Origin of the sequence: Methylobacterium guangdongense, assembly GCF_038442355.1 — a bacterium.
Taxonomy (GTDB): Bacteria; Pseudomonadota; Alphaproteobacteria; order Rhizobiales; family Beijerinckiaceae; genus Methylobacterium; species Methylobacterium guangdongense.
On the sequence record NZ_JBBXMX010000010.1, the window covers coordinates 131,263 to 152,593 of the forward strand.

Sequence of the window (21,331 nt, forward strand, 5' to 3'; positions counted from 1 at the left end):
CGAACCGGTCGCGCGAACCGGACGAGGAGACGCCATGTCGGAGACCCGTGAGCCCGCCCGCGCCCCCGAAGCGCTGGCCACCCTGTTCAACCAGCGCGCCAATGCGGGCGACGTCGAAGGCCTCGTCGCCCTGTACGAGCCGGATGCCATTCTGGCGGCCGGCCGCGTCGTGGCCACCGGCCATGACGAGATCCGCAGCTTCTACACCGACCTGCTGGCGCGCAAATCCGACTTCCCGGCCCCCGAGACCCTGCCGCCCCTGCGCAATGGGTCGCTCGCCATGACCTTCGCCCGGCTGCCCAGGGGCGCCTTCTCGGTCGAGGTCGCCCGCGAGCAGGCGGACGGGACGTGGCTCTGGGCGATCGACCAGCTCAAGCTCGCGCCGCCGAAGGACTGACCAGGGCGCGCTTGTCCCACCGGACGCGATGCGGCAAAGCGGGGCGCGCGCGCTCAACGCCGCGCCCAAGACCCGAGCCGACTCGATGCACGACATCCGCGCCATCCGGGAGAACCCGGACGCCTTCGACCGCGATCTCCAACGCCGGGGCCTCGCGCCGATCTCGGCCGCGCTGATCGCGCTGGACGAGGCGCGGAAATCGTCGGTCTCGGCCGCGCAGGCCAACCAGGAGCGGCGGAACGCGCTCGCCAAGGAGATCGGCGGCGCCAAGAAGGCAAAGGACGAGGACCGCGCCGCCGCCCTGATGGCGGAGGTCGCCGCGCTGAAGGCCGCCGAGCCGGAGCTGAAAGCCGCGCAGGACGCGGCCGACAAGGCTCTGTTCGATCGGCTGGCCGCCATCCCGAACCGGCCGAAGGCCGACGTGCCGGACGGCGCCGACGAGCACGGCAACGTCGTCTACCGCAGCCACGCCTCGACCCGCGAGCGGCTGACCGAGGGACGCGAGCATTTCGAGCTGGGCGAGGCCGCCGGCCTGATGGATTTCGAGGCCGCGGCCAAGCTGTCGGGCTCGCGCTTCGTGGTGCTGAAGGGCCAGCTCGCCCGGCTGGAACGGGCGCTCGGCCAGTTCATGGTGAACCTGCACACGCAGGAGCATGGGTATCTCGAAGTCGCGCCGCCGGTGCTGGTGCGCGACGCCGCCATGTTCGGCACCGCGCAACTGCCGAAGTTTAGAGAAGATCAATTTGGCATACAGCCTAATGACGCTGACATTGCATCGCAACTTGGCCTAAAAATTCCGCCCAATCATGAAGTTCGTAAAGTTTTTGCCCTTCTCGACCCAAATGTCGGCGGCAAAAATCATCTGTATCAGTTCCAAATAAAAATCGACGGACCAGGATGGGTCGCCGTCGGCTTTGACAGTGAAAAAATTCACTTTTCGTCAGAAGAGATTTATGCGGCCACTAAAGCATTTGGCCAAAGATGGCTTATCCCGACCGCCGAGGTGCCACTAACGAACCTCGTCCGCGAGTCGATCCTGCGCGAGGAAGAACTGCCCCTGCGCTTCACCGCGCTCACCCCGTGCTTCCGGGCCGAGGCCGGGGCGGCGGGGCGGGACACCCGCGGCATGCTGCGCCAGCACCAGTTCAACAAGGTCGAGCTGGTCTCGATCACGACGCCCGACGAATCTGCGAACGAGCACGAGCGGATGCTGACCTGCGCGGAAGCCGTCTTGAAGAAGCTGGATCTGCCCTACCGGGTGATGACCCTCTGCACCGGCGACATGGGCTTCGCGAGCCAGAAGACCTACGACATCGAGGTCTGGGTGCCGGGCCAGCGCACCCACCGCGAGATTTCCTCGTGCTCGGTGTGCGGCGAGTTCCAGGCGCGGCGGATGAATGCCCGCTACCGGGGCAAGGACGGCAAGCCGGCCTTCGTCCACACCCTCAACGGCTCGGGCGTGGCGGTCGGTCGCGCGCTCATCGCCGTGATGGAGAACTATCAGAACCCGGACGGGAGCATCACGGTCCCGTCGGTGCTCCACCCCTATATGGGCGGGCTCAACCGGATCGAAGGGCCTCGCTGATGCGCATCCTGGTCACCAACGACGACGGCATCCACGCGCCGGGCCTCGCCACGCTGGAGGAGATCGCCCGGGCCCTGTCGGACGACGTCTGGGTGGTGGCGCCGGAGAGCGACCAGTCGGGCGTGTCGCACTCGCTCTCGCTGAACGATCCGCTGCGGCTGCGGCAGGTCTCGGAGCAGCGCTTCGCCGTGATGGGCACGCCGTCGGACTGCGTGATCCTGGGCGTGCGCCACATCCTGGGCGATCACGGGCCCGACCTCGTCCTGTCGGGGGTGAACCGCGGCCAGAACGTCGCCGAGGATGTGACCTATTCGGGCACGATCGCGGCCGCCATGGAGGGGACGATCCTGGGCATCCGCTCCATCGCCCTGAGCCAGGCCTATGGCGCAGGCGGACGCGGCGCCCTCAAGTGGGACTGCGCCCGCACCCACGGTCCGAAAGTCATTAAAAGAATCCTGGAGACCGGGATCGAGCCCGGCATCCTGATCAACGTGAACTTTCCGGATTGCGAACCGGCCGACGTGCAGGGCATCGCGGTGGCGGCGCAGGGGTTCCGCAATCAGGCGCTGCTGTCGATCGACGCCCGGGTCGACGGGCGCGGCAACCCGTATTTCTGGCTGGCCTTCGCCAAGGCCCGGTTCGAGCCGGGCCACGGTTCCGACCTCAAGGCCATCGCGGAGAAGCGGATCTCCGTCACGCCCCTGCGCCTCGACCTCACCGACGAGCCGACCCTGACGCGCTTCGCGCAGGCGTTTGCCGAGTGATCGAAAGGCCTTCGATCGATCTGGGCAGCCTGGAGGCGGCTGCCGGAAATGCGGCCTTCGTGATGGCCCTCCGGGGCCGGGGTCTGCGCGACACCGCGGTGCTCCGGGCGATGGAGCAGGTGCCGCGGGAGGCCTTCGCGCCGGCTCCGTATCGAGAGCACGCAAGGCGGGACATCGCCCTGCCGCTGCCCTGCGGTGCCTCCATGACGGCGCCGTCCATGGTGGCGGTGATGCTGGCGCTGCTGCGCATCGAGCCGGGCCAGCGGGTGCTTGAGATCGGCACCGGCTCGGGCTACGTGACGGCGCTGCTCGCCCGGCTCGGGGCGAGCGCGGTGCTGAGCCTGGAGCGCTCGGTGACGCTCGCCGTCGAGGCGACGCGGCGGCTCGCGGCGCTCCCGGAGGCGCATGTCGTCCGGGCGGACGGGTTGGCATCCGAGCTGCCGGATGGCGGCTTCGACCGCATCCTCGTCCACGGCAGCGTGGCGGCGATCCCACCGCACTGGCGCGCGGCACTCGAACCCGGCGGGCGGCTGGTGACGGGTCTCAGCCACGACGGGCTGTGCCGGGCCGCCGTGCTGGCCTCGCCGGAAGCTGACGCGGAGCCGGGTGCGCCTGTACGTCTCGCGGCACTGGTGCCGGGACTGGCGCGGGTGCTCTGACTAGCCGATCCGCCGCGCCGCCCGCCACAGCCGCCATAGCCGCCGCCAGCGCGGCAGCTCCACGAGCGTGTTGAGCGGATCGTAGGACGCCCGCTCCATGGCGGCGAGATAGGGCTCCACCAGGGCCACCGGCAGGAAGGCGGCGCCGGCCGAGGGCGCGATGGTCGGGCGCGCCGCCTCGAAGGCCTTGAGGTGCTGCCGGGCGAGGTCGCGCAGGTCGGCGCAGGCCCGGCGCAGGCCCGGGCCGCCGCGGCCCGTGACGATGTCCTCGCGGGTGACGCCGTAACGGCCGAGGATGTCGGCCGGCAGATAGACCTGCCCCGAACGGGCGTGCCAGGGGAGCGCCCGCAGCAGCCCCGTGATCCCGTAGGCCACGCCGGCATGGCCGGCCGCGCCCGCGCCACCCGGCTCGGTGCCGTTGCCGATCACGAGGCTCGCCAGCCGGAACAGCGCCGAGGCGGTCTCGCCACAATAGCCCTCCAGATCGTTCACCCGGGGCATCGGATCCTCGTAGAGGTCGAAAACCCGGGCATCGATCAGGTCGACGAAGGGCTGGCGCGCGAGGCGGTTCACCCGGATCGCCTCCTCGAGCGCCGCCGCTACCGGGTTCGCACGGACATCGCCGCGCGCCTCGCCCTGCAGCGCATCGCGCCACCATTGCAGGCGGATCTCCCCGGCCATCGGCGCCGAGACGGCCTCGCGCACCCGCGCGATGGTCAACGAGAAAGCGTAGAGGGCGAAGAGATGCGGCCGGGCGGCGGCCGGCGCGAAGAGCGTGGCGTAGTAGCGGTCCGGATCGCCGGCCCGCACGAGCTCCTCGCAGTGGGACTGGGCGAAGGCGAGCCCGGTCTCGGCGGCTTGGCCCTCGACCTCCGGCATCAGGTCACCGCGATGAGGGCGGCCGCGACCTTGCGGTTCTCGGCCACCAGGATGTTGTACGTCCGGGCGGCGGCCCCGGTCTGCATCACGTCGAGCCCGACACCGACATCCTTCAGCCAGCCCCGGAGCGCGGGATCGATCGCCGCGATGTCGAGGCCGGTGCCCACCAGCAGCAACTCGATCCCCTCGGCCTCGGCCTGGACCGGGCGGAGCGCCGACCGGTCGATCCCCTTCGGCTCCGTCACCTCCCAGGCACGGACGCCCGAGGGCAGCATCAGGATCGAGCCGCGATGCGACATCCCGGCGAAGCGGAAGCCGCCATTGCCGTAGGTGTCGATGATGTGGCGCCCCGGCACGAAGCCGGAATCGAAGGTTTTCGGGCTTGGCTGATCGGCCATCTCGGAGAAAGACTATTCCGCCGGTTGCGGGACGCCGGACCGCTCCGACGCCGCGCGGGCGCCGGAGAGCATCAGCCCCAGATAGATCAACACCGGAGTCGAGACGAAGATCGCCGAATAGGTGCAGATCAGAACGCCGCAGAGCATCACGGTGGCGAAGCCCTTGATCGCCTCGCCGCCAAACAGGACCAGCGCCAGCAGCGACAGTGCGGACGAGATCGAGGTCATCACCGTGCGCGACATGGTCGAGTTGATCGACAGGTTGAGCAGGTCGACAGTCGGGATCGTCTTGTACCGGCGCATCAGCTCCCGGGTCCGGTCGAACACCACCACAGTCTCGTTGAGCGAGTAGCCGACGATCGTCAGGATCGCGGCGATCGAGGTCATGTTGAACTCGATCCGGGTGATGATGAACACGCCGACCGTCAGCACGATATCGTGGAGCGTGCCCACGATGGCGCCCAGCGCGAGTTCCCGCTCGAATCGGAACCAGAGGTAGAGCAACACCGCCACGACCGAGAGCACGACGCCGAGCGTGCCGGACTGGACGAGTTCCCCGGAGACGCGCGGGCCGACCGTCTCGGTGCGGCGGAAGTCGTAATCCTTGTCGAAGGCGGCGTGCGCCTTGTTCATCACCGCGGTCTGGCCCTGCTCGCCGGGCTGGAGCGGCAGGCGGACCAGCACGGTGCCCTGGTTGCCGAGTTCCTGCACTTCCGGCTCGCCGAAGCCGAAGCCGGCGGCCGTATGGCGGATCGAGGCCACGTCGGCGGTGCCGGATTTCGCCTGCAGCTCGACCAGGGTGCCGCCCTTGAAGTCGATGCCGAAATTGAGCCCGACCGTCAGGAACAGCACCACCGTGACGAGCGAGAGCACCGCCGAGAGCGGGAAGGTGAAGCGCCGGAATCGCATGAAGTCGAAATGCGATTCATCGGGCCAGAGGCGGAGTAGGCGCATTGTTTCGGACCTAACGTTGGGAAGATCGCATCACCGGCTCAGCTCGCCTCTCCAATCCCCGACCTCATCCTGAGGCGCCGAAGCGGAGCGGAGGCCTCGAAGGAGCCCTCCAGTGACAACCGCGATCCCTGGAGCCCTCCTTCGAGGCCCGCTCACGCGGGCACCTCAGGATGAGGTGGTGGTTTGGAAAAGCGGATCAGGCCAGCGGTGATGCGTCTCCCGAAAGTGACTTCATTCAGAACGGCAGGGCCTTCGGTCGGAAGGTCTTGTACCACACCGCGATCATCATCCGGGTCAGCGTCACCGCGGTGATGACCGTGGTGAGGATGCCGAGGATGAAGACCACGGCGAACCCCTTCACCGGGCCCGAGCCGAGGAAGAACAGGATCAGGGCGGCGATCGCCATGGTCGAGTTCGAATCGATGATGGTGGCGAACGCCCGGTCGAAGCCCGCCTGAAGCGCCGAGATCAGCGAGCGGCCGGCATGGCTCTCTTCGCGCATGCGCTCGTAGATCAGCACGTTGGAATCCACCGCCGTGCCAATGGTGAGCACGATGCCGGCGATGCCGGGCAGGGTCATGGTGGCCTCCAGCACCGACATCAGGCCCAGGATCAGGCCGACGTGGACCATGAGGGCGATGTTGGCGATGAAGCCGAAGGTCCCGTAGGTCGCGAACATGAAGCAGACCACGAGGCCCGCCGCCACCAGGGTCGCGAGCTTGCCGGCCTCGATCGAGTCGCGGCCGAGGCCGGGGCCGACGACGCGGCGCTCGACCACGGTGAACTTCGCCGGCAGCGCGCCGGCCCGCAGCAGCACCGCGAGATCGTTCGCCTGCTGCACGGTGAAGTTGCCGGTGATCTGGCCCGAACCGCCGGTGATCGCCGAGCGGATCACCGGGGCCGAGACCACCTCGTTGTCGAGCACGATCGCCATGCGCCGGCCGATATTCTCCGAGGTCGCCTGCCCGAAGCGCTGAGCCCCGCGCAGGTTGAACTTGAAGCTCACCATCGGCTCGTGGGACTGCTGATCAAAGGAAGGCTGCGCGTCGGTCAACTCGCCGCCATCGGCCATGACCCGGCGCTCGACCGGCACCTTGGCGCCCTTCTCGTCCTTGGAGGGCAGCATGTCGACATCGCCCGAGGGGCTGTCGGCCAGCATGCGGAATTCGAGCTTGGCGGTGGAGCCGAGGAGCTTTTCCAGGCGCTCGGGATTCTGCTCGCCCGGCACCTGGATCAGGATCCGGTCGGCGCCCTGCTGCTGGATCGAGGGCTCTGTGGTGCCGGTGGAGTCGAGACGCCGCCGGATGACCTCGATGCCCTGGCTCACGGCCCGGCGGGTTCGGTCGGTGATGCCGGCATCGGTGAGCGTCAGGCGGACGAGGCCGCCGGGCTGCTCGGAGATGTCGAGGGTGCGGGCCGCGGTCTGGCCGAGGGAGGTGGTGATCGGCTGGGACAGTTCCTGCAGCTTCGGCAGCACCTTGGCCCGGGCCGCGTCGTCCGCGATCTTCACCTGGACGCCGCGCTGGAGCAGGCCGATGCCGCCATCGGCCCGGACGTTCTCTTGCTGGAGCACCCGGCGCACGTCGTCGCGCAGGGCTTTGGCCTGGGAGGCGATCAGTTCGTTCTGGTCAACTTCGAGCAGGAGCTGCGAGCCGCCCTGCAGGTCGAGCCCGAGCACGATCGCCCGGGTCGGGACGATCCAGCTCGGGAACCACGGGGGCAGGCTGGCGATGAAGCCCTTGCGCTGCTCGGGCGAGAAGAAGCTCGGCACGGCGAGCATCAGCCCCACCAGGATCAGGCCCAGCGTCGCGATGATCTTCGCACGGGAGAAGCGCAGCATCGGCCGTCTTTTTCTCTTGTGGGCCGGCGCGTTACGCCGGCCGTTTCAACCGGGAAATCAGGCGGCCTTCACGGTGCCCTTGGCGCGGACCTCGGAGATCATCGACCGGACGACCCGCACGCGGACGTTCGGGGCGATCTCCACCTCGATCTCGGCCTGATCGTCCGCCGCCTTGGTCACGCGTCCGACGAGGCCGCCATTGGTGACGACCGTGTCGTCCCGGCGCACGGACTTCAGCAAGGTCTGGTGGTCCTTGACCCGCTTCTGCTGCGGCCGCAGGATCAGGAAGTACATGATCACGAAGATCAGAACGAACGGGATCACCTGAAAGGCGATCTCCGCTCCGCCAGCGGCCGTACCGGCCCCTTGCGCGAAGGCGGGGGTGATCAACGAGCGTCTCCTGCAAATGGCGATCGGGCCTGCCGCCGGTTTTCGGCGTGTGCAGACCTGTCGAAAAGCGCGCGGACTATAGCCAGGGGCTTCCCGAAAGCAACGTCGAAGCGCGCCGCGCCCGTATCGGCCTCACAGGAGGGCGCGGACCGCCGCCGCGAAGGCGTCCGGCGCCTCCTGGGGAAAGTTGTGGCCCACCCCCGCGACGATCTCACGCCGGTACGGGCCGGTGAAGTGGCGGGCATCCGTGTCGGTCTCGGGCGGGGGGCCGACGCCGTCGTCGGCGCCGAGCAGCACGATCGACGGCACCGGGATCGCCGGCTGCTCCGCCAGTCGCGCCTCGATCGCGCCATAAGCCGGATCGCCCGGCACGAGGCCGAAGCGGTGACGATAGGAATGCACCACCACGTCGACGAAATCGGGATTGTCGAAGGATCGGGCGGTCTGCGCGAAGGTCTCGGTGTCGAAGGCCCAGCTCGGCGACCAGAGCTGCCAGAGCAGGCGGCAGAAGGCGTCGCGGTTGGCGTCCAGCCCGGCGCGGCCGCGCTCGCCGTGGAGGTAGTACTGATACCAGAGCCGATGCTCAGCCTCCGGCGCGAGGGGTCGCCCGGCCTCCGGGATGTTCTGGATGTTGTAGCCGACGCCGCAGCTCACGAGCCCCTGGGCCCGCCCGGGCCAGAGGGCCGCGACCACGCAGGCCGCCCGGCCGCCCCAATCGTAGCCGGCGAGCACCGCGCGCTCGATGCTGAGGGCATCGAGGAAGGCCAGGAGGTCGGCGCCGAGCGCGGCCTGCTCGCCCGAGCGGGGCGTGGCGGGATCGTGGAACCGGGTCGGCCCGTAGCCGCGCAGGGACGGGATCAGGCAGCGCACCCCGGCGGCGGCGAGCCGCTCGGCCACCGCATCGTAGGCGTGGATGTCGTACGGGAAGCCGTGCAGCAGCACGGCCGGCGGCCCGTCGGGCGGACCGGCCTCCCGGTAGGCGATGTCCAGCACGCCGGCGCGCACGCTGTTCATGACGGTTCCCACAGATTCCCTCGGGTGCAGCTTACGCGATCCGCCGCGGAATTGCCGCACGCGCTTGCCGCCGGCGTTCCGCGCCCAACTTGACCCGTCGCATTCAAGCGTGACGGGGGAGAACGATGGGCCTGCTCGACGGTGCGAGGAACCTGATCGGCGATATCGCGGCCGCGGCGGATCGGGCCCTGGAGAACACCGGCAGCGGCAAGCTCGCCCTGGCGTTCGCCAAGTTCTATCCGGGCGGCCTTGCGGCCTTCCTCGACCGCCTGCGCGAGACCGGCCATGGCGGCGCGGTCGAGTCCTGGCTTTCGGCGCAGACACGGCCGGAGGAGCGTCACAGCGTTCCGACCGCCGCGATCGCGGCGTGCCTGCCGGAGGCGGTCACCAAGCGTCTGGCCTACGATCTCAGCATTCCTGAGGGACGGGTGCCCACGGTTCTCGCAGAGTTCCTGCCCGCCGCCGTGGCCGCGCAGAGTGAGAACGGCACGCTGAAGCCGCAGCCGAACTTCAGCACCCAGGTCCGCTGATCCGCCTCCGGCCTAAGGGACGGCGCATTTCATCGATGGCGGTGCGGTGGCACAGCTCAGGTAGCAGCTCTGCTTCTGGAAGCAGTACCAGGTCAGCGAACCGCTCTTGAGGCAGGCGCCGCCGCAATGCCGGTAGACCCCGTAGAGCGGCCGGACGAACACCGCATCCGTCAGGGTGTGCTCGTCCGGCGCCGGCCGGGCCGCCTCGGCATGCGCCGACAGGGACGCACCGGCCCAGATCGCGAGCGGCAGGAACAGGACGGGCAGTCTCATCGCCGCGTGACCGGGAAACGGACGTCGGACCGGCATACCGGGCCAAGGCGGCGGATCTGTCGATTAAATTGCCGTTCACGCGGCCCCGGGCTCCCCCGCGCCGGTAATACGCCCTAGACTCGACCGGATTGAATCGGTCGACGGGGGAACACCATGAGTTTGTTCGACTCGCTGGGCGGCTCGCTCGGTCAGATGGCGTTGAAGGCGCTGCCCGGGATCATCCAGCAGGTGCTGCCCGGCGGCCTCAACGCCCTGCTCGATCAGCTCCGCCGCTCCGGCTACGAGAGTCAGGTGAATTCCTGGCTCGGCCGCGGCCCGAACGAGCCGATCACCGCGGACGACCTGCGCAAGGTCCTGGACAACGAGCAGGTGCGCCAGATGGCGCAGAAGCTCGGAATCCCGATGGATCAGCTGTTCCCGACCCTGGCCCAGGCCCTGCCGCAGGCGGTGGATCATCACAGCCCGAACGGGACGCTGCAGGTGCCGAAGGCCTGAGGCTCACAACGAGAACGGCGGCCCCTCCCGGGACCGCCGCGCGCGCCGACCCGGATGGGTCGCTCAGTTGCTGGCGAGCTGGGACATCGGATCCACCGGGGCGCCGCCCTTGCGGATCTCGAAGTGCAGCTGCGGCGAGGTCACGTTGCCCGACGCGCCGGATTTCGCGATCACCTGACCGCGCTTGACCTTGTCGCCGGGCTTCACGTCGAGCTCGCCGTTATGGGCGTAGGCCGAGACGTAGCCGTTGGCGTGGCGCACCAGCACCAGCTTGCCGTAGCCCTTCACGTCCGAGCCGGCATACGCGACGGTGCCCTCCTCGGCGGCCTTGACGGGCGTGCCCTCCGGCACCGCGATGTTGATGCCTTCGTTGCCGGAGCTGCCATAGCCCGAGATCACCCGGCCCTTGGCGGGCCAGCGGAAGCTCTCGGAGGCCGCAGCGTCGGCGACCGATCCGGTTGCGGCGGGCTCGGGCTTCGCCGGAGCGGCGGCCGCCACCGGCTTCGGCGCCTCCTTGGCGGCGACCTTCTCGGCCTTCTCGGCGGCGGCGGCCTTCTGCGCGGCCTCCTTGGCGGCCTTGGCCTCGGCGAGCTTCTGGGCCGCCTCGGCCTTCGCGGCGGCCTTGGCTTCGGCCTTGGCCTCCATCGCCTTGGCTTCGGCCTTGGCCTTCGCCTCGGCCTTCGGATCCGGCTTCTTCTCGTCGGCCTTGGCGACCTGCCCCGGACGGACGTGACGCGCCTTCTCGTCCGCCTTGCCGGTCTCCTTGGCGGCGTCCTTCACGGTCTCCTTGCGGGACTTGGCGTCGGCGACCTTGCGGGCGGCGGCATCGCGGGCGAGGGCTTCCTTGCGCTCCGCCTCCTTGTCGGCGGCGCGCTTGGCAGCCTCCTTGGCGGCCTCCTTGGCCTCTTCGCGCTTCGCCTCTTCGCGTTTGGCGTCCTCGCGCTTGGCCTCTTCGCGCTTGGCTTCCTTGGCGGCTTCCTCGCGCTTGGCGGCCAGCTTGCCCTCGACCTGCTTGGCGTCCTCGCGCTTCTCCTCCGCGGCCCGGGCGGGGCGGGCGGTCATCGGCGCGGCGGCCGGGTTCATGCCGGAGGCGTTGTAGACCGGGATCACGATCTGGCGCCCGGGGGTGATCTGGTTCGCGCTGGTCAGGCCGTTGGCCGACAGGATCGCCGAGGCGGGCACGCCGTAGCGCGTCGCCATCTGGTTCAGGCTGTCGTTCTGCGACACGGTGATCTGCGTGCCGCCCTGGGCGTTCCAGCCGACCTGCCCGGTCGAGGCGACGCGGGTGGCGGGCGCCGCCGCATGGGTCGGGGCCGGCGCCGCGGAACTGATCGCGCGCGGTGCCCCGGGGGCGCTCAGCGCCTCCGACTGGATCCGGCCGGTGCGGACCGGGGGCACGGATTTGAGGCCGCCATCCGGCAGGCTGCCGGTGGCCGAAGGCTCCGAATCGAAGGGATTCGAGAATGGATTGCTCAGCCGCGAAGCGTCTGACGAGCAAGCCGCCGCCGCTCCACCAATGATGCCGATGAGGGCGACCCGCGACAGCGTCCGCAACATCCGACCCTTACCGCGCACCCGCATCGACGCACCCGTTTGCCTGACGCAACCTGATGCCCCAATGAAGACGGATTCAGGTTAAGCAACCGTTCCCGTGCCGCGAGACTGCAGCCCCTGCGCGAAGAGCGACAGAGGGTTTTCGCTGTATTGGCGGGATGATCACGGGGGCCACGGCCGTGCCTTTTCCGCGCCGATCGGCACCCCATCTCGAAGGGATGTTTACCATCCGCGCCACCCGCGCCAGCCTCTCCGACCTGCCCGGGATCGAGACCCCGCGCCTGTCGATCGCGGCCTTGCGGCCCGAGGATGCGGATGCGCTGCGCCGGCTCACGGACGATCCCGCCATCACCGCCGCGGTCGATTTCCTGCCCACGCCGTTCACCCTGCAGGACGCAGAGGGCCTGATTCTGAGCGGGCGGCGGGGGCAGGACCGGTTCCTCGGCTTGTGGTCGCGCGCCATCGGCACCGCCGCCACGTCCGCCGGAGCCGAAGGCGGGGATCTTGTCGGCGTCGTGGGTACGCATCTGCGCGGCGCGGGCGCGATCGAGATCGGCTACTGGATCGGTGGCGCCGCCCGCGGACGCGGATTCGCGTACGAGGCGGTCTCGGCCATCATCGGGCTTCTCGCCGGACGCTTCCCGAGCCGGACCATCGTGGCGGAGTGCCGGCCGGCCAACATCGCGTCGTGGGAGCTCTTGAAGAAGCTCGGCTTCCGCGACACGGGTGAGGAGGGCCATCGGCCGGGCCGGCGGCTGCTCCGGCGCAGCTAGGCCGGCCTTCCGACCGGAGACACGCGGCCCGCGCGTCGCTCAGGCCGCGACCGCGGTCTCGACGGCCTGCACTTCGGTGGCGCGGCGCTGCTTCTTCTTCCGCCGCTTGCCGATCGTCATGGGCTCATCGGAGGGGATGCGCTCGGCAAGGGCGAATCGATGCAGCGCATCCAGGGTCTGCGCGTCCTGGGACCGAGCCTCGATCAACGCGTAGAAGGCCGCGCGGACGATGTCCTTCTTGGACGCCTCGGGATGCTTCGCGCGGACGGCGGCACGCAACGCCTTCGGCGTCATGCCCGGGGTCGCCAAGCTCCACAGGGCCACCGACAAGGCTTCCATCGCAATCATCCCTCAATCCTCGAACCGGACGCGGCCGGCAGAGGCGGATATTTACCGGAGGCCACAAGTTCGGATCAAGATGAACACAAATCATGTCCAGTACATCGCCAGGGTACTGCTCTGCGTCAAAAACCGATACTAGCGATAAACGATCAGTGGTGACGGATTATCATGGATGATGACTTCATCCATCGCGGGTATCCAAATTTCTTCGACAACAAATAAAAAAGCCCCCGGCTCGCGCCGGGGGCTTCGGATGGCCGCCTGGGCGGCCGGGATCGGATGGGCTCAGAACGTGATGCCGGTCTCGACCATGTAGCGATCCTGAGTCGTACGGTTGCCCGTCCGGCCGAAGCCGGTGCCCAGGGTCCCCTCCGCGAGGTTGCCGCGGGTGATGTTGCCGAGCTCGACATGCGCGTACTCGACCCGGAAGAAGTAGCGGTCGAACGTGAAGGTCGGCGTCACGGTGACCGAGAAGGCGTTGCTGCCCGAGCCGAACCCGAGGAGGTTCGGGGTCGCTCCGCCCCGCACGCCGCTCTGCTCCGTGTACTCGATGCGCCCGGCCAGGGAGAAGTTGTCGGTGAACGAGTAGGCCGCCAGCAGCGCGCCGCCATAGGTCGACGCGGAGGCGTTGATGCCCACGCGCGGATCCCGCTCAACGTTGGTGAACTGGAAGTAGGGCGAGATGATCCACGGACCGTTCGCGTAGGTGTAGTTGATGTCGAAGATACCGCTGTTCTGCTGGAAGCCGGGCGTCGCGAACTGGTAGCGCGCGCTGCGGTCGAAGGCGTTGGTGCGGCCGAGGTTCAGGCCGCCGTTGACGCCGATCGTGTTGTAGTCGTCGAGCTTGTAGGCGACGTTGCCGGTGAACCACGTGATCTCGTTGGAGAAGAACCCGTCCGTCCCGGCGAGCGACACCGAAAGCGGGCCGCTGCTGTAGTTGACCTGCACGCCCTGGTTGATGAAGTTCTCCTGCACGAACAGGAGACCGCGGTTGATGTTCAGGTTCTGATAGGTGAACAGCAGCTCGCTGCCGATCAGCGTGAACATCCGGCCGCCCTGGACCGACCACTCGTCGTTGATCTGGATCTTGCCGAAGGCGACCGGAACCGGGCCGAACAGAAGATCGGTCTGCGCGAAGGTGCCGATGGTCGGGAAGCCGAGCTGCGGAATCGAGTAGCCGCCGGCCTGGATGTAGAACTGGAACGCGCCCTCGGGCTTCTGGATGATGCCCTGGATGTTCGAGAAGTCGAACCGCGCCGCGCGGTCGCGCTCGTTCGGGGCGGCCGGCGTCGCGAAGTTGCTGAACGGGTTGGTCTGCACGTACCCGTAACCGGTCACCGCACCGCCGACATAGAGGTCGCCCAGCGGGCCCGCGGCGAAGCAGGTCGGGGTGGGGTTCGCCTTGATCACACCGCCGTAGGTCGGGCCGAGCAGCGTGGCCTTGCAGGGCTCAGCCGGAGGCGGCACCGGAACCGGGGCAGGGGCCGCCAGATCGGCCGCCAGGATGCTGGTCGAGGACAGCAGGACGGCGGCAAAGCCGGTCAGGGTGGATCGGGTCAGCATGGTCTCGCCGCTTGTTGGTGTTCGTCTACGGTCAAGCTGACATCGACCCGCCGCTGACACAAAATCAAACAAATGGCAGTTGCATAGTTTTTGTGCACTTTCACATCGCTGCGAGCGGTGTCCGGCCGAATGTGTCTTTGCGGCAACGAGAATATCGGAAGCCGAGACTTCTGTTCGTCACGAACGGGAAACAGCTTCCCGCGGGCGGGTGAATGCTGCCGTCTCAGGCACTGGCGCCGATCGGATCGCAGCGAAACCCTCCGAAGTCCTGCCGGGCCAAGCGTTCGGCCAGCGCCGGCAGGAACAGCAGGGCCTCCTCGGCGAGGCGCCAGGGCGGGTTGACGACGATCAGCCCGCTGCCTGTCAGCCGGGTCGGATCGTCGGGCCGGTCGATCAGCAGGTCGAGGCGCAGGGCCGGTCGGGGCAGGGCGGCATCGAGTTCCCGGATCATCCGATCGAGGGCGGCGGCATCCTTGATCGGATACCACGCGAGGAACACGCCGGTCGGCCACTTCGCCACCGCCCGGGCGAGATGAGCACCGAGCCGCTCGATCTCGCCCGGAACCTCGTAGGGCGGGTCGATCAGCACGAGGCCGCGCCGCTCAGGGGGCGGGATCTGGGCGTTGACCGCGGTCCAGCCGTCGAGGCTCATCACCTTGGTGCGTGGATCGCGCTCGTAGCGTTCGCGCAGCGTCGCGGCGTCGGCCGGGTGCAGCTCGACGAACACGCCCTTGTCGCCGGGTCGCAGGGCCTCACGGATCACGGCGGGCGAGCCAGGATAGGCGGTCGCGCCGTAGCGCGCCTGCACCGCCGCCACCGCGGCCCGGTAGGGGGCGAGCAGCGCCTCCACGGCGGGCGCGAAGGGCGCGTCCATCCGGCCCCAGCCGTCCCGCCACTCGCCGGTGCGGGACGCCTCGTCGGCCGTGAGGTCGTAGACGCCCACGCCCGCGAAGGCGTCGAGCGCCCGGAACGGCTTGTCCTTGAGGCACAGATGGTCGAGCACCCGCGCGAGGACGAGGTGCTTGAGCACGTCGGCATGGTTGCCGGCGTGGAAGGCGTGGCGATAGTTCATGAGAGCGCGGTGAAGCGGATCCGGCGGCCCGGGTCCAGCGCCCGAAGCCGAAAAAACTCAGCGCGCGGCGTCGAGGGTGATCTCCGGCGCCCGGCAATTGCCGCGGGCGACCTCGGGGCAGGGGGTGAAGCCCTTCAGATCCTTGCCGAAGCAGATCCGGACCTCCTGAAGCTGCCCCCTCGTGCAGGTGACCGCCATCATGTCGGGGCGCAGGCCGCGATTGGCGGCGACGAATTGCCGGGCGATCTCGATCGGCGCCAGGGTCTGGGCCGGGCCGCCGCCCTTGAGGGTGTCGGGGATCGTCACGGCCAGCCGGGCGTCCCGGGCGGCGGCGAAATAGGCCGCCGGGTCGAGGCCCGAGCAGGTGCCGTGCTTGCGCCACTCGTAGCGGGCGAGCCCCTCGCTCGGATAGACCTGCCCGGCCACCTCGATCGCCTGCCGGGTCGGTGCGCGCACCACCGCGGAGCAGTTCTCCGGGTAGCCCCGGCTGTATTGCGGCCACAATCCGTGGACGACGAAGCCGAGCCCGCGGCCCGGGGCGCACTGGACGTCGTCCCGGCGGTCCCCCGTGCTTGCGCAGTAGTTCGGCGACCACGAGAGGGCCAGCACGTAGAAGTCGAACTCGCCGGGGGTGCCGCGGCGGGCGAAGCCGCCGTAGTCCTGAGCGACGGCCGGCCCGGTCAGCAGCAGGGCGGCGAGGCAGGCGGCCTGAGCGCGCATCGTCAGGCTCGTGCCGTCAGGGGCGCGCCATCCGGCAGGCGGTGGCGTAGGCGTAGGCCAGATCGCGGTCGAGGCCGTGGACGCAGAACTCGACACCCCAGGTCGCCCCGATGATGCCGAGGCTCTCGCGCACCGAGTAGTCGACCTTGCGGCGCACGCCATCCGAGGTCGTCACGGTCGCGGTGCAGAAGCGGCGCGGATAGGTGTCGAGCCCCCAGGGGCGCCACGCGGTGCGCTCGATCGTGTCGAAGGACAGGATCGTCATCGACGAATTCCAGAACTTGGCCTCCTTCTCGGCGAAGTTGGTCGAGACCCGCTCCAGCACCGACGGATCCTGGCAGCCGGGGATCTGCGCGTCGAACGGGAATTCCCGCTCCTCGGCGGGCTCGATATCCTCGCGCGCCGAGCGGGCGAGCGCCGGCTGAGCCAGGGCGATGAGGGCCAGCCCGAGGGCGAGGCCGTGACGGATCGAACGCATGGCGCGGGCCTCGGCGGATGTACGGTCCTGCATCCCGGGACGATGGCTCGGCTGCGCCGCCAGTCAAGCTCCGGCAGCGATTCGGCGGTGGTTTTGAACTCCGGTGCGGCGCGGCGGCTACAGTGATCCGCTGGTCGCCCGGGGCATCCGCATCACGGCGTGATCTTTTCTCAGTAGATCGGCCCGGTGCCGGGCGTCGGCGCGCCGAGCTGGAGCGGCTCGTCGTCGCTCTGTCCGGGCTCCTCCGGGAGCGCGGTCGCGACGTGCGGCGCGGGCCGGACCGGCGGCGCCGACGTGTAGGCCGTGGCCGCCGGCACACGCGCCGGGGCGCGGGCGACCTGCGTCGGGCTCGCCGCCCGCGACATCGGCGAGACGCCGCGGGGATCGTCCTCCTCGATATCCACCGGGGCCTGCGGGGCGGCGGGCTGGCGCGGCGGCGGGACAGGACGCGACAGGGGTCGTTCCCCCTCGGTGCCGAGTTGCGGCGTGAACTTGATCAGCGGCTTGCAGATCCGCCGCAGGCCGCGCGGGTCGTGCCGGGCGAGGTCGACGTGGATGTGGTCGTAGTGGAACACGTTCGAGCCCGGCGCCAGGACCGTGGTGAAGCGCTGGCAGGCCCCCAAGAAGATCTCGCGCAGGAAGCCCTGCTCGGCCTCGGTGCCGCGCCAGCCGCCCTTCACGGTGATCACGTGCCCGTCGGCGAGCTTCACCGACATCAGGTCGATGGCGTTGCCGAAGCCGTGCTCGGAGAGCTTGGCGCCGGGCTGGTTGTTGCGGCCGCGGCAGGAATAGGAGCCCGCGTTGATCTCGGCCACCGGCACGCCGAAATAGAGGTTGGCGGCGGGCTGTATGGTGTCGGCGAGCCATGCCTCGGCCTCGGCGAGCGCCGGGCAGCCGAGCGTCATCCGCTGCTTCAGGATGACGGAGCCGCCGCCGAGCCGCGTCACCCGGAACGGCTGCTGCATGCCGCAGGGGCCCGGGCCGTCCATCGCCGCCACCGGCGTGATGAACTCGGTGGGCTCCACCAGCTTCTTGGCCAGGCAGACCTGCTCCGCCTGATCGCGCCACGGCTCGCGCCGCTCGAAATGGTTGATCGAGCACGCGGTGAGCCCCGCGCCGAACAGCGCCAGGGCCGATAACAGGGATACGCCACGCCACATGACCCGGACGATGCGCACGGTCGCGTAAAGCGTTCGTCAACGGCGTTTCCGGAATGCGCCGCCCTGTGGCTCTGTTGACAGATCCCCCTTCCGGAGCACTGAATACAAAATGCTTTCGCTCCTCGACCTCCGCGCCCGCATCGATGCCGGCACCCTCTCGCCCGCGGGCGCGATCGACCTCTGCCGGGCGGCGATCTCTGCCCGGGAGCCGGAGCTGCACGCCTTCGTCACCCTCGATGCGGCGCCCGCGATTCCGGAGACGGGGCCGCTTGCCGGGATCGCGGTGGGCGTGAAGGACATCATCGACAGCGCTGGCCTGCCGACCCAGATGGGCTCGTCGATCTATCAGGGCTGGCATCCGCGGGGGGACGCGGCCGTGGTGGCGCGGCTGAAACGCCTCGGCGCGGTGGCGCTCGCCAAGACGACCACCACGGCCTTCGCCAGCAGCGACCCGACCGCGACGGTCAATCCGCACGATCCCGGCCACACGCCGGGTGGTTCGTCGGCGGGCTCGGCCGCGGCGGTCGGGGCCGGGCTGCTGCCGCTGGCGCTCGGCACGCAGACGGCGGGCTCGGTGATCCGGCCGGCGAGCTATTGCGGCTGCGCGGCGGTGAAGCCGTCCTTCCGGCTGATCCCGACCGTCGGGGTGAAGACCTATTCGTGGGCGCTCGACACGGTCGGCCTGTTCGCCGCCGGCGTCGCGGATGTCGCCCACGCCCTGGCGCTTGTGACCGGCCGGCCACAGATCGAGGGGGCGGAGACGGGATCCGCGCCGCGCATCGGCCTCGTCCGGCAGGATTTCGCCGCAGCGCCCGAGCCGGCGGCCGAGGCCGCCCTGGGACGCGCCCGGCAGGCGGCCGAACGGGCCGGCGCACAGGTCACCGATCTCGCGCTTCCGCAGGCGCTGGCCGAGGCCTGGGAGCGCCACCGGCTCATCCAGAACTACGAGGGCCGGCTCGCGCTCGCCTGGGAATACGACACGCAGGCCGAAGCCCTGCCGCCCCTCGTCCGGGCGCATCTCGATGCCGGCGCGGCCATCGAGCCGGCCGCGTATGACGATGCCCGCCGCCACGCCCACCGGGCCCGGCGGGTGCTGAAGGATCTGTTCGCCGGTTACGACGCGATCCTGACGTTCTCGGCCCCGGGGCCGGCCCCCGCGACGCTGGCCTCGACGGGCGATCCGCGGTTCAACCAGCTCTGGACGCTGATGGGCGTGCCCTGCGTGAACGTGCCGGTGCCGGGCGACCGGCTCCCGATCGGCGTCCAGGTGATCGGCCGCTTCGGCGACGACGGACGCGCTCTGGCGGTGGCCCGGATGATCGAGGACGCCCTGCGCTAGCACGCCACATCGGGGGTTCCCGAAGGGCGAGCCCTTTTGGCGGGGCTCGGGCGCAGCCCCGACAATCGGGCTCCGCCCGAACCCGGCAGGGCCTTGCCCTGCACCCACGAAAGGGCTCGCCCGTTCGAAACCGGGACCTTACGTGCTCGGCTGCTCGTGGAGGGTGTCCTCCACATAGAGCTGTTCCAGCAGGACCTTGATCACCGCCATCAGCGGCAGCGCCAGGGCGATGCCCCAGAGCCCGAAGATGACGCCGAGGATCAGCTGCCCGGCGAAGATCGTCGCCGGCGGGATGTCGAGGGCGCGCTTCTGGATGAACGGCGTCAGGCCGTAGCTCTCCAGGCACTGCACGGCGAGGTAGACGCCCACGGCGCCGATCACGGCCTTGGTGCCCGAGGCGAGGGCGGCCAGCACGATCACGAGGCCGGCCACGAGGGGTCCGACCGTGGGCACGAAGGCGAGCAGGCCGGCCTGAAGGCCGAGGATCAGCGCGCCGCCGATCCCCAGGAAGGCCAAGCCTGCCCAGGTGCACAGGAAGATCACCGCCATGATGATCAACTGGCCGAACAGCCAGTGCCGCAGGGTCTCGCCTGCGCCGTCGAGGACCTGGGACGCCCGCCAGCGTTTCTGCGGCGGCACGAAGCGGACGACGCCGTCCCGGTAGGCCTTGGGGTCGGCCGCGAAGGCGAGCCCCAGGAAGGCGATCACCAGGAGGTTGCCCAGCGCGTCGAACAGGCCGAGGATCACCGCGGCCGCGGGGCCCAGCACGCTGCCGGCATCCGAGACGATCGAGCTGCTGCCCTTCAGGAGCCCGTTGGCGAGGCCGCCGAGCCCGCCCTCCCGCTGTCCCGATTCCGTCGAGCCGTCCTTGGCGCCCCCCTGCGGCGCGAAGGACGGCACGTCGATGCCGCGCTCGGAGAGCCAGCCCGTCACCGTGCCGGCCTGATCCTTGATCGTGGTGCCGAGGTCGCGCCCCTGCTGCACGATCGTGGCGCCGCCGTAGCTGCCGAAGCCGATGGCGGCCACCGCCACCGCGAGGCTGGCGATGGTGAGCCGCAGGGCCCGGGGCAGGGGCAGGACATGGCCGATCCCGCGGGTCAGGCCATCCAGGAAGACGCCCAGCAGCACGCCGGCGAAGATCAGGAGCAGCGTGCCCACCGACATCCAGGCCAGCGCCAGTGCCGCCGCGAAGCAGACCACCGCGATACCGGAGGCGGCGAGCGGAGCCGTACCGCGCCAGGGCCCGACCGGGCCTTTGAGTTCCTGAAGCTTCCCGTCTGACATCATCACTCCCGCAACGCGGTCCCACGAACGCCGCGGTTCCACCGGGGTCAAGTGCGTGCAGCGCGGGATGTGTGCAGGGAGGTCAGCCCTGTCCGCGTGGAACAGCCGCGCTCGACCCGATCCGGGATGGGACCGGAGGGCCTTTCGCGCGTTGGTTGCGGCTGTCCGGCCGATCGAGGCGCCGGCCCCCACAGGAGACCCGCGATGAGCGACCATTACGGCGAGACCCCGGTCCGTTCCCTCGGCCCCGGCCACACGGTCGATGGCGCCGATCAGCTCAGCAGCGTCGTCCTGATGGGTATCGCCATCGCCGGCGGGGCGCTCGCCGTGCTGCTCAACGCGCTGATCGTGTAGGGGCGCTCAGCGCCAGCTTTCGGCCGCGGCGTCGTCCTGCGCGGTGGCCTCGACCCAGGCGCCGATGGTGCCGTCGGCGAGGTGCTCGCGCTTCCAGAACGGCGCCCGGGTCTTGAGGTAGTCCATCAGGAAGCTCGCCGCCTCGAAGGCGGCGACCCGGTGGCTGGACGCCGTGATCACCAGCACGATGCCGTCGCCCGGGCGCACGCGCCCGTAGCGGTGGATCACCCGCACGGCCTGGAGCGGCCAGCGTGCCGCCGCCTCCGCGGCGACGCGGGACAGCTCCGCCTCGGCCATGCCGGGGTAGTGCTCGAGTTCCAGGGCCGCCAAGCGGCCGCCCTCATTTCGGCACAGGCCCGAGAAGGTGACGACGGCGCCGGCCCGGCCGCCGAGATCGGCGTTGATCCGGGCGATCTCGGCCGCGGTGTCGAAGGGCTCGGCCTGGATGGCGATGCTCGGGTCGGGCGCGCTCATGCTGCGGTCCATAGGGGTCGGCGACGGCCCCGGCCAGCCC

Annotated in this window: 25 protein-coding genes; 9 read left to right on the forward strand and 16 right to left on the reverse strand. The window is 69.8% G+C overall.

The window, feature by feature from the left end; translation table 11 throughout:
• Positions 1 to 34: 34 nt before the first annotated feature.
• From AAHG09_RS19330 to AAHG09_RS19345, 4 genes are all read left to right on the forward strand, one after another.
• Complete coding sequence (locus AAHG09_RS19330; RefSeq protein ID WP_342109071.1) at positions 35 to 397, forward strand: YybH family protein; 363 nt, start codon at positions 35 to 37, stop codon at positions 395 to 397.
• Between the two features lie 85 nt (positions 398 to 482).
• Entirely contained in the window at positions 483 to 1,982 is a 1,500-nt protein-coding gene (gene serS, locus AAHG09_RS19335; protein ID WP_342109072.1) for a serine--tRNA ligase, read from the forward strand.
• Positions 1,982 to 2,746, forward strand: a complete 765-nt coding sequence (gene surE, locus AAHG09_RS19340) for a 5'/3'-nucleotidase SurE (protein ID WP_342109074.1) — start codon at positions 1,982 to 1,984, stop codon at positions 2,744 to 2,746. The genes serS and surE overlap by 1 nt, the downstream gene beginning before the upstream one ends.
• Before the next feature lie 62 nt (positions 2,747 to 2,808).
• Positions 2,809 to 3,405, forward strand: coding sequence for a protein-L-isoaspartate O-methyltransferase family protein (locus AAHG09_RS19345; RefSeq protein ID WP_342109173.1), 597 nt, complete (start codon positions 2,809 to 2,811; stop codon positions 3,403 to 3,405).
• On the opposite strand, the gene AAHG09_RS19350 is transcribed toward AAHG09_RS19345, so the two are convergent.
• The 6 genes from AAHG09_RS19350 to AAHG09_RS19375 form a co-directional block, all read right to left on the reverse strand.
• On the reverse strand, positions 3,406 to 4,284 hold the full coding sequence (locus tag AAHG09_RS19350; RefSeq protein WP_342109075.1) for a phytoene/squalene synthase family protein: 879 nt from the start codon (positions 4,282 to 4,284) through the stop codon (positions 3,406 to 3,408).
• Positions 4,284 to 4,682: an Mth938-like domain-containing protein gene (locus AAHG09_RS19355; RefSeq protein WP_342109076.1), complete on the reverse strand. Its 399-nt coding sequence runs from the start codon at positions 4,680 to 4,682 to the stop codon at positions 4,284 to 4,286. Before AAHG09_RS19355 ends, AAHG09_RS19350 begins: the two co-directional genes overlap by 1 nt.
• 12 nt (positions 4,683 to 4,694) lie before the next feature.
• Positions 4,695 to 5,636: a protein translocase subunit SecF gene (gene secF, locus AAHG09_RS19360; protein ID WP_342109077.1), complete on the reverse strand. Its 942-nt coding sequence runs from the start codon at positions 5,634 to 5,636 to the stop codon at positions 4,695 to 4,697.
• Positions 5,637 to 5,871: 235 nt separating this feature from the next.
• Entirely contained in the window at positions 5,872 to 7,476 is a 1,605-nt protein-coding gene (gene secD, locus AAHG09_RS19365; protein ID WP_342109078.1) for a protein translocase subunit SecD, read from the reverse strand.
• Positions 7,477 to 7,533: 57 nt separating this feature from the next.
• Positions 7,534 to 7,866: a preprotein translocase subunit YajC gene (yajC, locus tag AAHG09_RS19370; RefSeq protein WP_342109079.1), complete on the reverse strand. Its 333-nt coding sequence runs from the start codon at positions 7,864 to 7,866 to the stop codon at positions 7,534 to 7,536.
• Positions 7,867 to 7,998: 132 nt separating this feature from the next.
• Complete coding sequence (locus tag AAHG09_RS19375) at positions 7,999 to 8,880, reverse strand: alpha/beta fold hydrolase (RefSeq protein ID WP_342109080.1); 882 nt, start codon at positions 8,878 to 8,880, stop codon at positions 7,999 to 8,001.
• A 125-nt stretch (positions 8,881 to 9,005) separates the two neighbouring features.
• Between AAHG09_RS19375 and AAHG09_RS19380 the strand changes: the two genes are divergently transcribed.
• Positions 9,006 to 9,410 (forward strand): YidB family protein, encoded by a 405-nt coding sequence (locus AAHG09_RS19380; protein ID WP_342109081.1) that lies wholly within the window; start codon positions 9,006 to 9,008, stop codon positions 9,408 to 9,410.
• A gap of 12 nt (positions 9,411 to 9,422) precedes the next feature.
• On the opposite strand, the gene AAHG09_RS19385 is transcribed toward AAHG09_RS19380, so the two are convergent.
• Entirely contained in the window at positions 9,423 to 9,683 is a 261-nt protein-coding gene (locus tag AAHG09_RS19385) for a hypothetical protein (RefSeq protein WP_342109082.1), read from the reverse strand.
• Between the two features lie 153 nt (positions 9,684 to 9,836).
• On the opposite strand from AAHG09_RS19385, the gene AAHG09_RS19390 reads away from it, so the two are divergent.
• The gene (locus AAHG09_RS19390; RefSeq protein ID WP_342109083.1) at positions 9,837 to 10,178 is read left to right on the forward strand and encodes a YidB family protein; all 342 of its coding nucleotides are present in this window, start codon (positions 9,837 to 9,839) and stop codon (positions 10,176 to 10,178) included.
• 63 nt (positions 10,179 to 10,241) lie between these two features.
• Here AAHG09_RS19390 and AAHG09_RS19395 read toward each other — a convergent pair whose 3' ends face one another.
• The gene (locus AAHG09_RS19395) at positions 10,242 to 11,759 is read right to left on the reverse strand and encodes a peptidoglycan DD-metalloendopeptidase family protein (RefSeq protein WP_342109084.1); all 1,518 of its coding nucleotides are present in this window, start codon (positions 11,757 to 11,759) and stop codon (positions 10,242 to 10,244) included.
• A 191-nt stretch (positions 11,760 to 11,950) separates the two neighbouring features.
• On the opposite strand from AAHG09_RS19395, the gene AAHG09_RS19400 reads away from it, so the two are divergent.
• A complete protein-coding gene (locus AAHG09_RS19400; protein ID WP_342109085.1) occupies positions 11,951 to 12,505 on the forward strand; it encodes a GNAT family N-acetyltransferase in 555 nt (184 codons plus the stop codon).
• A 39-nt stretch (positions 12,506 to 12,544) separates the two neighbouring features.
• On the opposite strand, the gene AAHG09_RS19405 is transcribed toward AAHG09_RS19400, so the two are convergent.
• The 6 genes from AAHG09_RS19405 to AAHG09_RS19430 all read right to left on the reverse strand — a co-directional run bounded on the left by AAHG09_RS19405 (position 12,545) and on the right by AAHG09_RS19430 (position 17,840).
• Positions 12,545 to 12,844, reverse strand: coding sequence for a hypothetical protein (locus tag AAHG09_RS19405; protein WP_342109086.1), 300 nt, complete (start codon positions 12,842 to 12,844; stop codon positions 12,545 to 12,547).
• A 288-nt stretch (positions 12,845 to 13,132) separates the two neighbouring features.
• The gene (locus AAHG09_RS19410) at positions 13,133 to 14,410 is read right to left on the reverse strand and encodes a porin (RefSeq protein ID WP_342109087.1); all 1,278 of its coding nucleotides are present in this window, start codon (positions 14,408 to 14,410) and stop codon (positions 13,133 to 13,135) included.
• A 223-nt stretch (positions 14,411 to 14,633) separates the two neighbouring features.
• Entirely contained in the window at positions 14,634 to 15,482 is an 849-nt protein-coding gene (locus AAHG09_RS19415; protein ID WP_342109088.1) for a 23S rRNA (adenine(2030)-N(6))-methyltransferase RlmJ, read from the reverse strand.
• Positions 15,483 to 15,539: 57 nt separating this feature from the next.
• Complete coding sequence (locus AAHG09_RS19420) at positions 15,540 to 16,202, reverse strand: ribonuclease T2 (protein WP_342109089.1); 663 nt, start codon at positions 16,200 to 16,202, stop codon at positions 15,540 to 15,542.
• 16 nt (positions 16,203 to 16,218) lie between these two features.
• On the reverse strand, positions 16,219 to 16,680 hold the full coding sequence (locus AAHG09_RS19425) for a hypothetical protein (protein WP_342109090.1): 462 nt from the start codon (positions 16,678 to 16,680) through the stop codon (positions 16,219 to 16,221).
• A gap of 170 nt (positions 16,681 to 16,850) precedes the next feature.
• A complete protein-coding gene (locus AAHG09_RS19430) occupies positions 16,851 to 17,840 on the reverse strand; it encodes an extensin-like domain-containing protein (protein WP_342109175.1) in 990 nt (329 codons plus the stop codon).
• A gap of 109 nt (positions 17,841 to 17,949) precedes the next feature.
• Here AAHG09_RS19430 and AAHG09_RS19435 point away from each other — a divergent pair, with 109 nt between their 5' ends.
• On the forward strand, positions 17,950 to 19,179 hold the full coding sequence (locus AAHG09_RS19435; RefSeq protein ID WP_342109091.1) for an amidase: 1,230 nt from the start codon (positions 17,950 to 17,952) through the stop codon (positions 19,177 to 19,179).
• Positions 19,180 to 19,317: 138 nt separating this feature from the next.
• Here AAHG09_RS19435 and AAHG09_RS19440 read toward each other — a convergent pair whose 3' ends face one another.
• Positions 19,318 to 20,463, reverse strand: coding sequence for an AI-2E family transporter (locus tag AAHG09_RS19440; RefSeq protein ID WP_342109177.1), 1,146 nt, complete (start codon positions 20,461 to 20,463; stop codon positions 19,318 to 19,320).
• Between the two features lie 204 nt (positions 20,464 to 20,667).
• On the opposite strand from AAHG09_RS19440, the gene AAHG09_RS19445 reads away from it, so the two are divergent.
• Complete coding sequence (locus tag AAHG09_RS19445) at positions 20,668 to 20,817, forward strand: hypothetical protein (RefSeq protein ID WP_342109092.1); 150 nt, start codon at positions 20,668 to 20,670, stop codon at positions 20,815 to 20,817.
• Positions 20,818 to 20,823: 6 nt separating this feature from the next.
• On the opposite strand, the gene AAHG09_RS19450 is transcribed toward AAHG09_RS19445, so the two are convergent.
• A complete protein-coding gene (locus AAHG09_RS19450) occupies positions 20,824 to 21,291 on the reverse strand; it encodes a molybdenum cofactor biosynthesis protein MoaE (RefSeq protein WP_342109093.1) in 468 nt (155 codons plus the stop codon).
• Positions 21,292 to 21,331 lie beyond the last annotated feature (40 nt).

Bases quoted from the DNA above. Each gene is read 5' to 3' on its own strand.
- AAHG09_RS19420 (WP_342109089.1), bottom strand. From the start codon at position 16,202: ATGCGCGCTCAGGCCGCCTGCCTCGCCGCCCTGCTGCTGACCGGGCCG.
- AAHG09_RS19390 (WP_342109083.1), top strand. From the start codon at position 9,837: ATGAGTTTGTTCGACTCGCTGGGCGGCTCGCTCGGTCAGATGGCGTTG.
- AAHG09_RS19450 (WP_342109093.1), bottom strand. From the start codon at position 21,291: ATGAGCGCGCCCGACCCGAGCATCGCCATCCAGGCCGAGCCCTTCGAC.
- AAHG09_RS19405 (WP_342109086.1), bottom strand. From the start codon at position 12,844: ATGGAAGCCTTGTCGGTGGCCCTGTGGAGCTTGGCGACCCCGGGCATG.
- serS (WP_342109072.1), top strand. From the start codon at position 483: ATGCACGACATCCGCGCCATCCGGGAGAACCCGGACGCCTTCGACCGC.
- secF (WP_342109077.1), bottom strand. From the start codon at position 5,636: ATGCGCCTACTCCGCCTCTGGCCCGATGAATCGCATTTCGACTTCATG.
- AAHG09_RS19400 (WP_342109085.1), top strand. From the start codon at position 11,951: ATGTTTACCATCCGCGCCACCCGCGCCAGCCTCTCCGACCTGCCCGGG.
- AAHG09_RS19430 (WP_342109175.1), bottom strand. From the start codon at position 17,840: ATGTGGCGTGGCGTATCCCTGTTATCGGCCCTGGCGCTGTTCGGCGCG.
- secD (WP_342109078.1), bottom strand. From the start codon at position 7,476: ATGCTGCGCTTCTCCCGTGCGAAGATCATCGCGACGCTGGGCCTGATC.
- AAHG09_RS19410 (WP_342109087.1), bottom strand. From the start codon at position 14,410: ATGCTGACCCGATCCACCCTGACCGGCTTTGCCGCCGTCCTGCTGTCC.
- AAHG09_RS19355 (WP_342109076.1), bottom strand. From the start codon at position 4,682: ATGGCCGATCAGCCAAGCCCGAAAACCTTCGATTCCGGCTTCGTGCCG.
- AAHG09_RS19445 (WP_342109092.1), top strand. From the start codon at position 20,668: ATGAGCGACCATTACGGCGAGACCCCGGTCCGTTCCCTCGGCCCCGGC.
- AAHG09_RS19435 (WP_342109091.1), top strand. From the start codon at position 17,950: ATGCTTTCGCTCCTCGACCTCCGCGCCCGCATCGATGCCGGCACCCTC.
- AAHG09_RS19440 (WP_342109177.1), bottom strand. From the start codon at position 20,463: ATGTCAGACGGGAAGCTTCAGGAACTCAAAGGCCCGGTCGGGCCCTGG.
- AAHG09_RS19350 (WP_342109075.1), bottom strand. From the start codon at position 4,284: ATGCCGGAGGTCGAGGGCCAAGCCGCCGAGACCGGGCTCGCCTTCGCC.
- AAHG09_RS19395 (WP_342109084.1), bottom strand. From the start codon at position 11,759: ATGCGGGTGCGCGGTAAGGGTCGGATGTTGCGGACGCTGTCGCGGGTC.
- AAHG09_RS19345 (WP_342109173.1), top strand. From the start codon at position 2,809: ATGGCCCTCCGGGGCCGGGGTCTGCGCGACACCGCGGTGCTCCGGGCG.
- AAHG09_RS19330 (WP_342109071.1), top strand. From the start codon at position 35: ATGTCGGAGACCCGTGAGCCCGCCCGCGCCCCCGAAGCGCTGGCCACC.
- AAHG09_RS19380 (WP_342109081.1), top strand. From the start codon at position 9,006: ATGGGCCTGCTCGACGGTGCGAGGAACCTGATCGGCGATATCGCGGCC.
- AAHG09_RS19385 (WP_342109082.1), bottom strand. From the start codon at position 9,683: ATGAGACTGCCCGTCCTGTTCCTGCCGCTCGCGATCTGGGCCGGTGCG.
- surE (WP_342109074.1), top strand. From the start codon at position 1,982: ATGCGCATCCTGGTCACCAACGACGACGGCATCCACGCGCCGGGCCTC.
- AAHG09_RS19415 (WP_342109088.1), bottom strand. From the start codon at position 15,482: ATGAACTATCGCCACGCCTTCCACGCCGGCAACCATGCCGACGTGCTC.
- AAHG09_RS19375 (WP_342109080.1), bottom strand. From the start codon at position 8,880: ATGAACAGCGTGCGCGCCGGCGTGCTGGACATCGCCTACCGGGAGGCC.
- AAHG09_RS19425 (WP_342109090.1), bottom strand. From the start codon at position 16,680: ATGCGTTCGATCCGTCACGGCCTCGCCCTCGGGCTGGCCCTCATCGCC.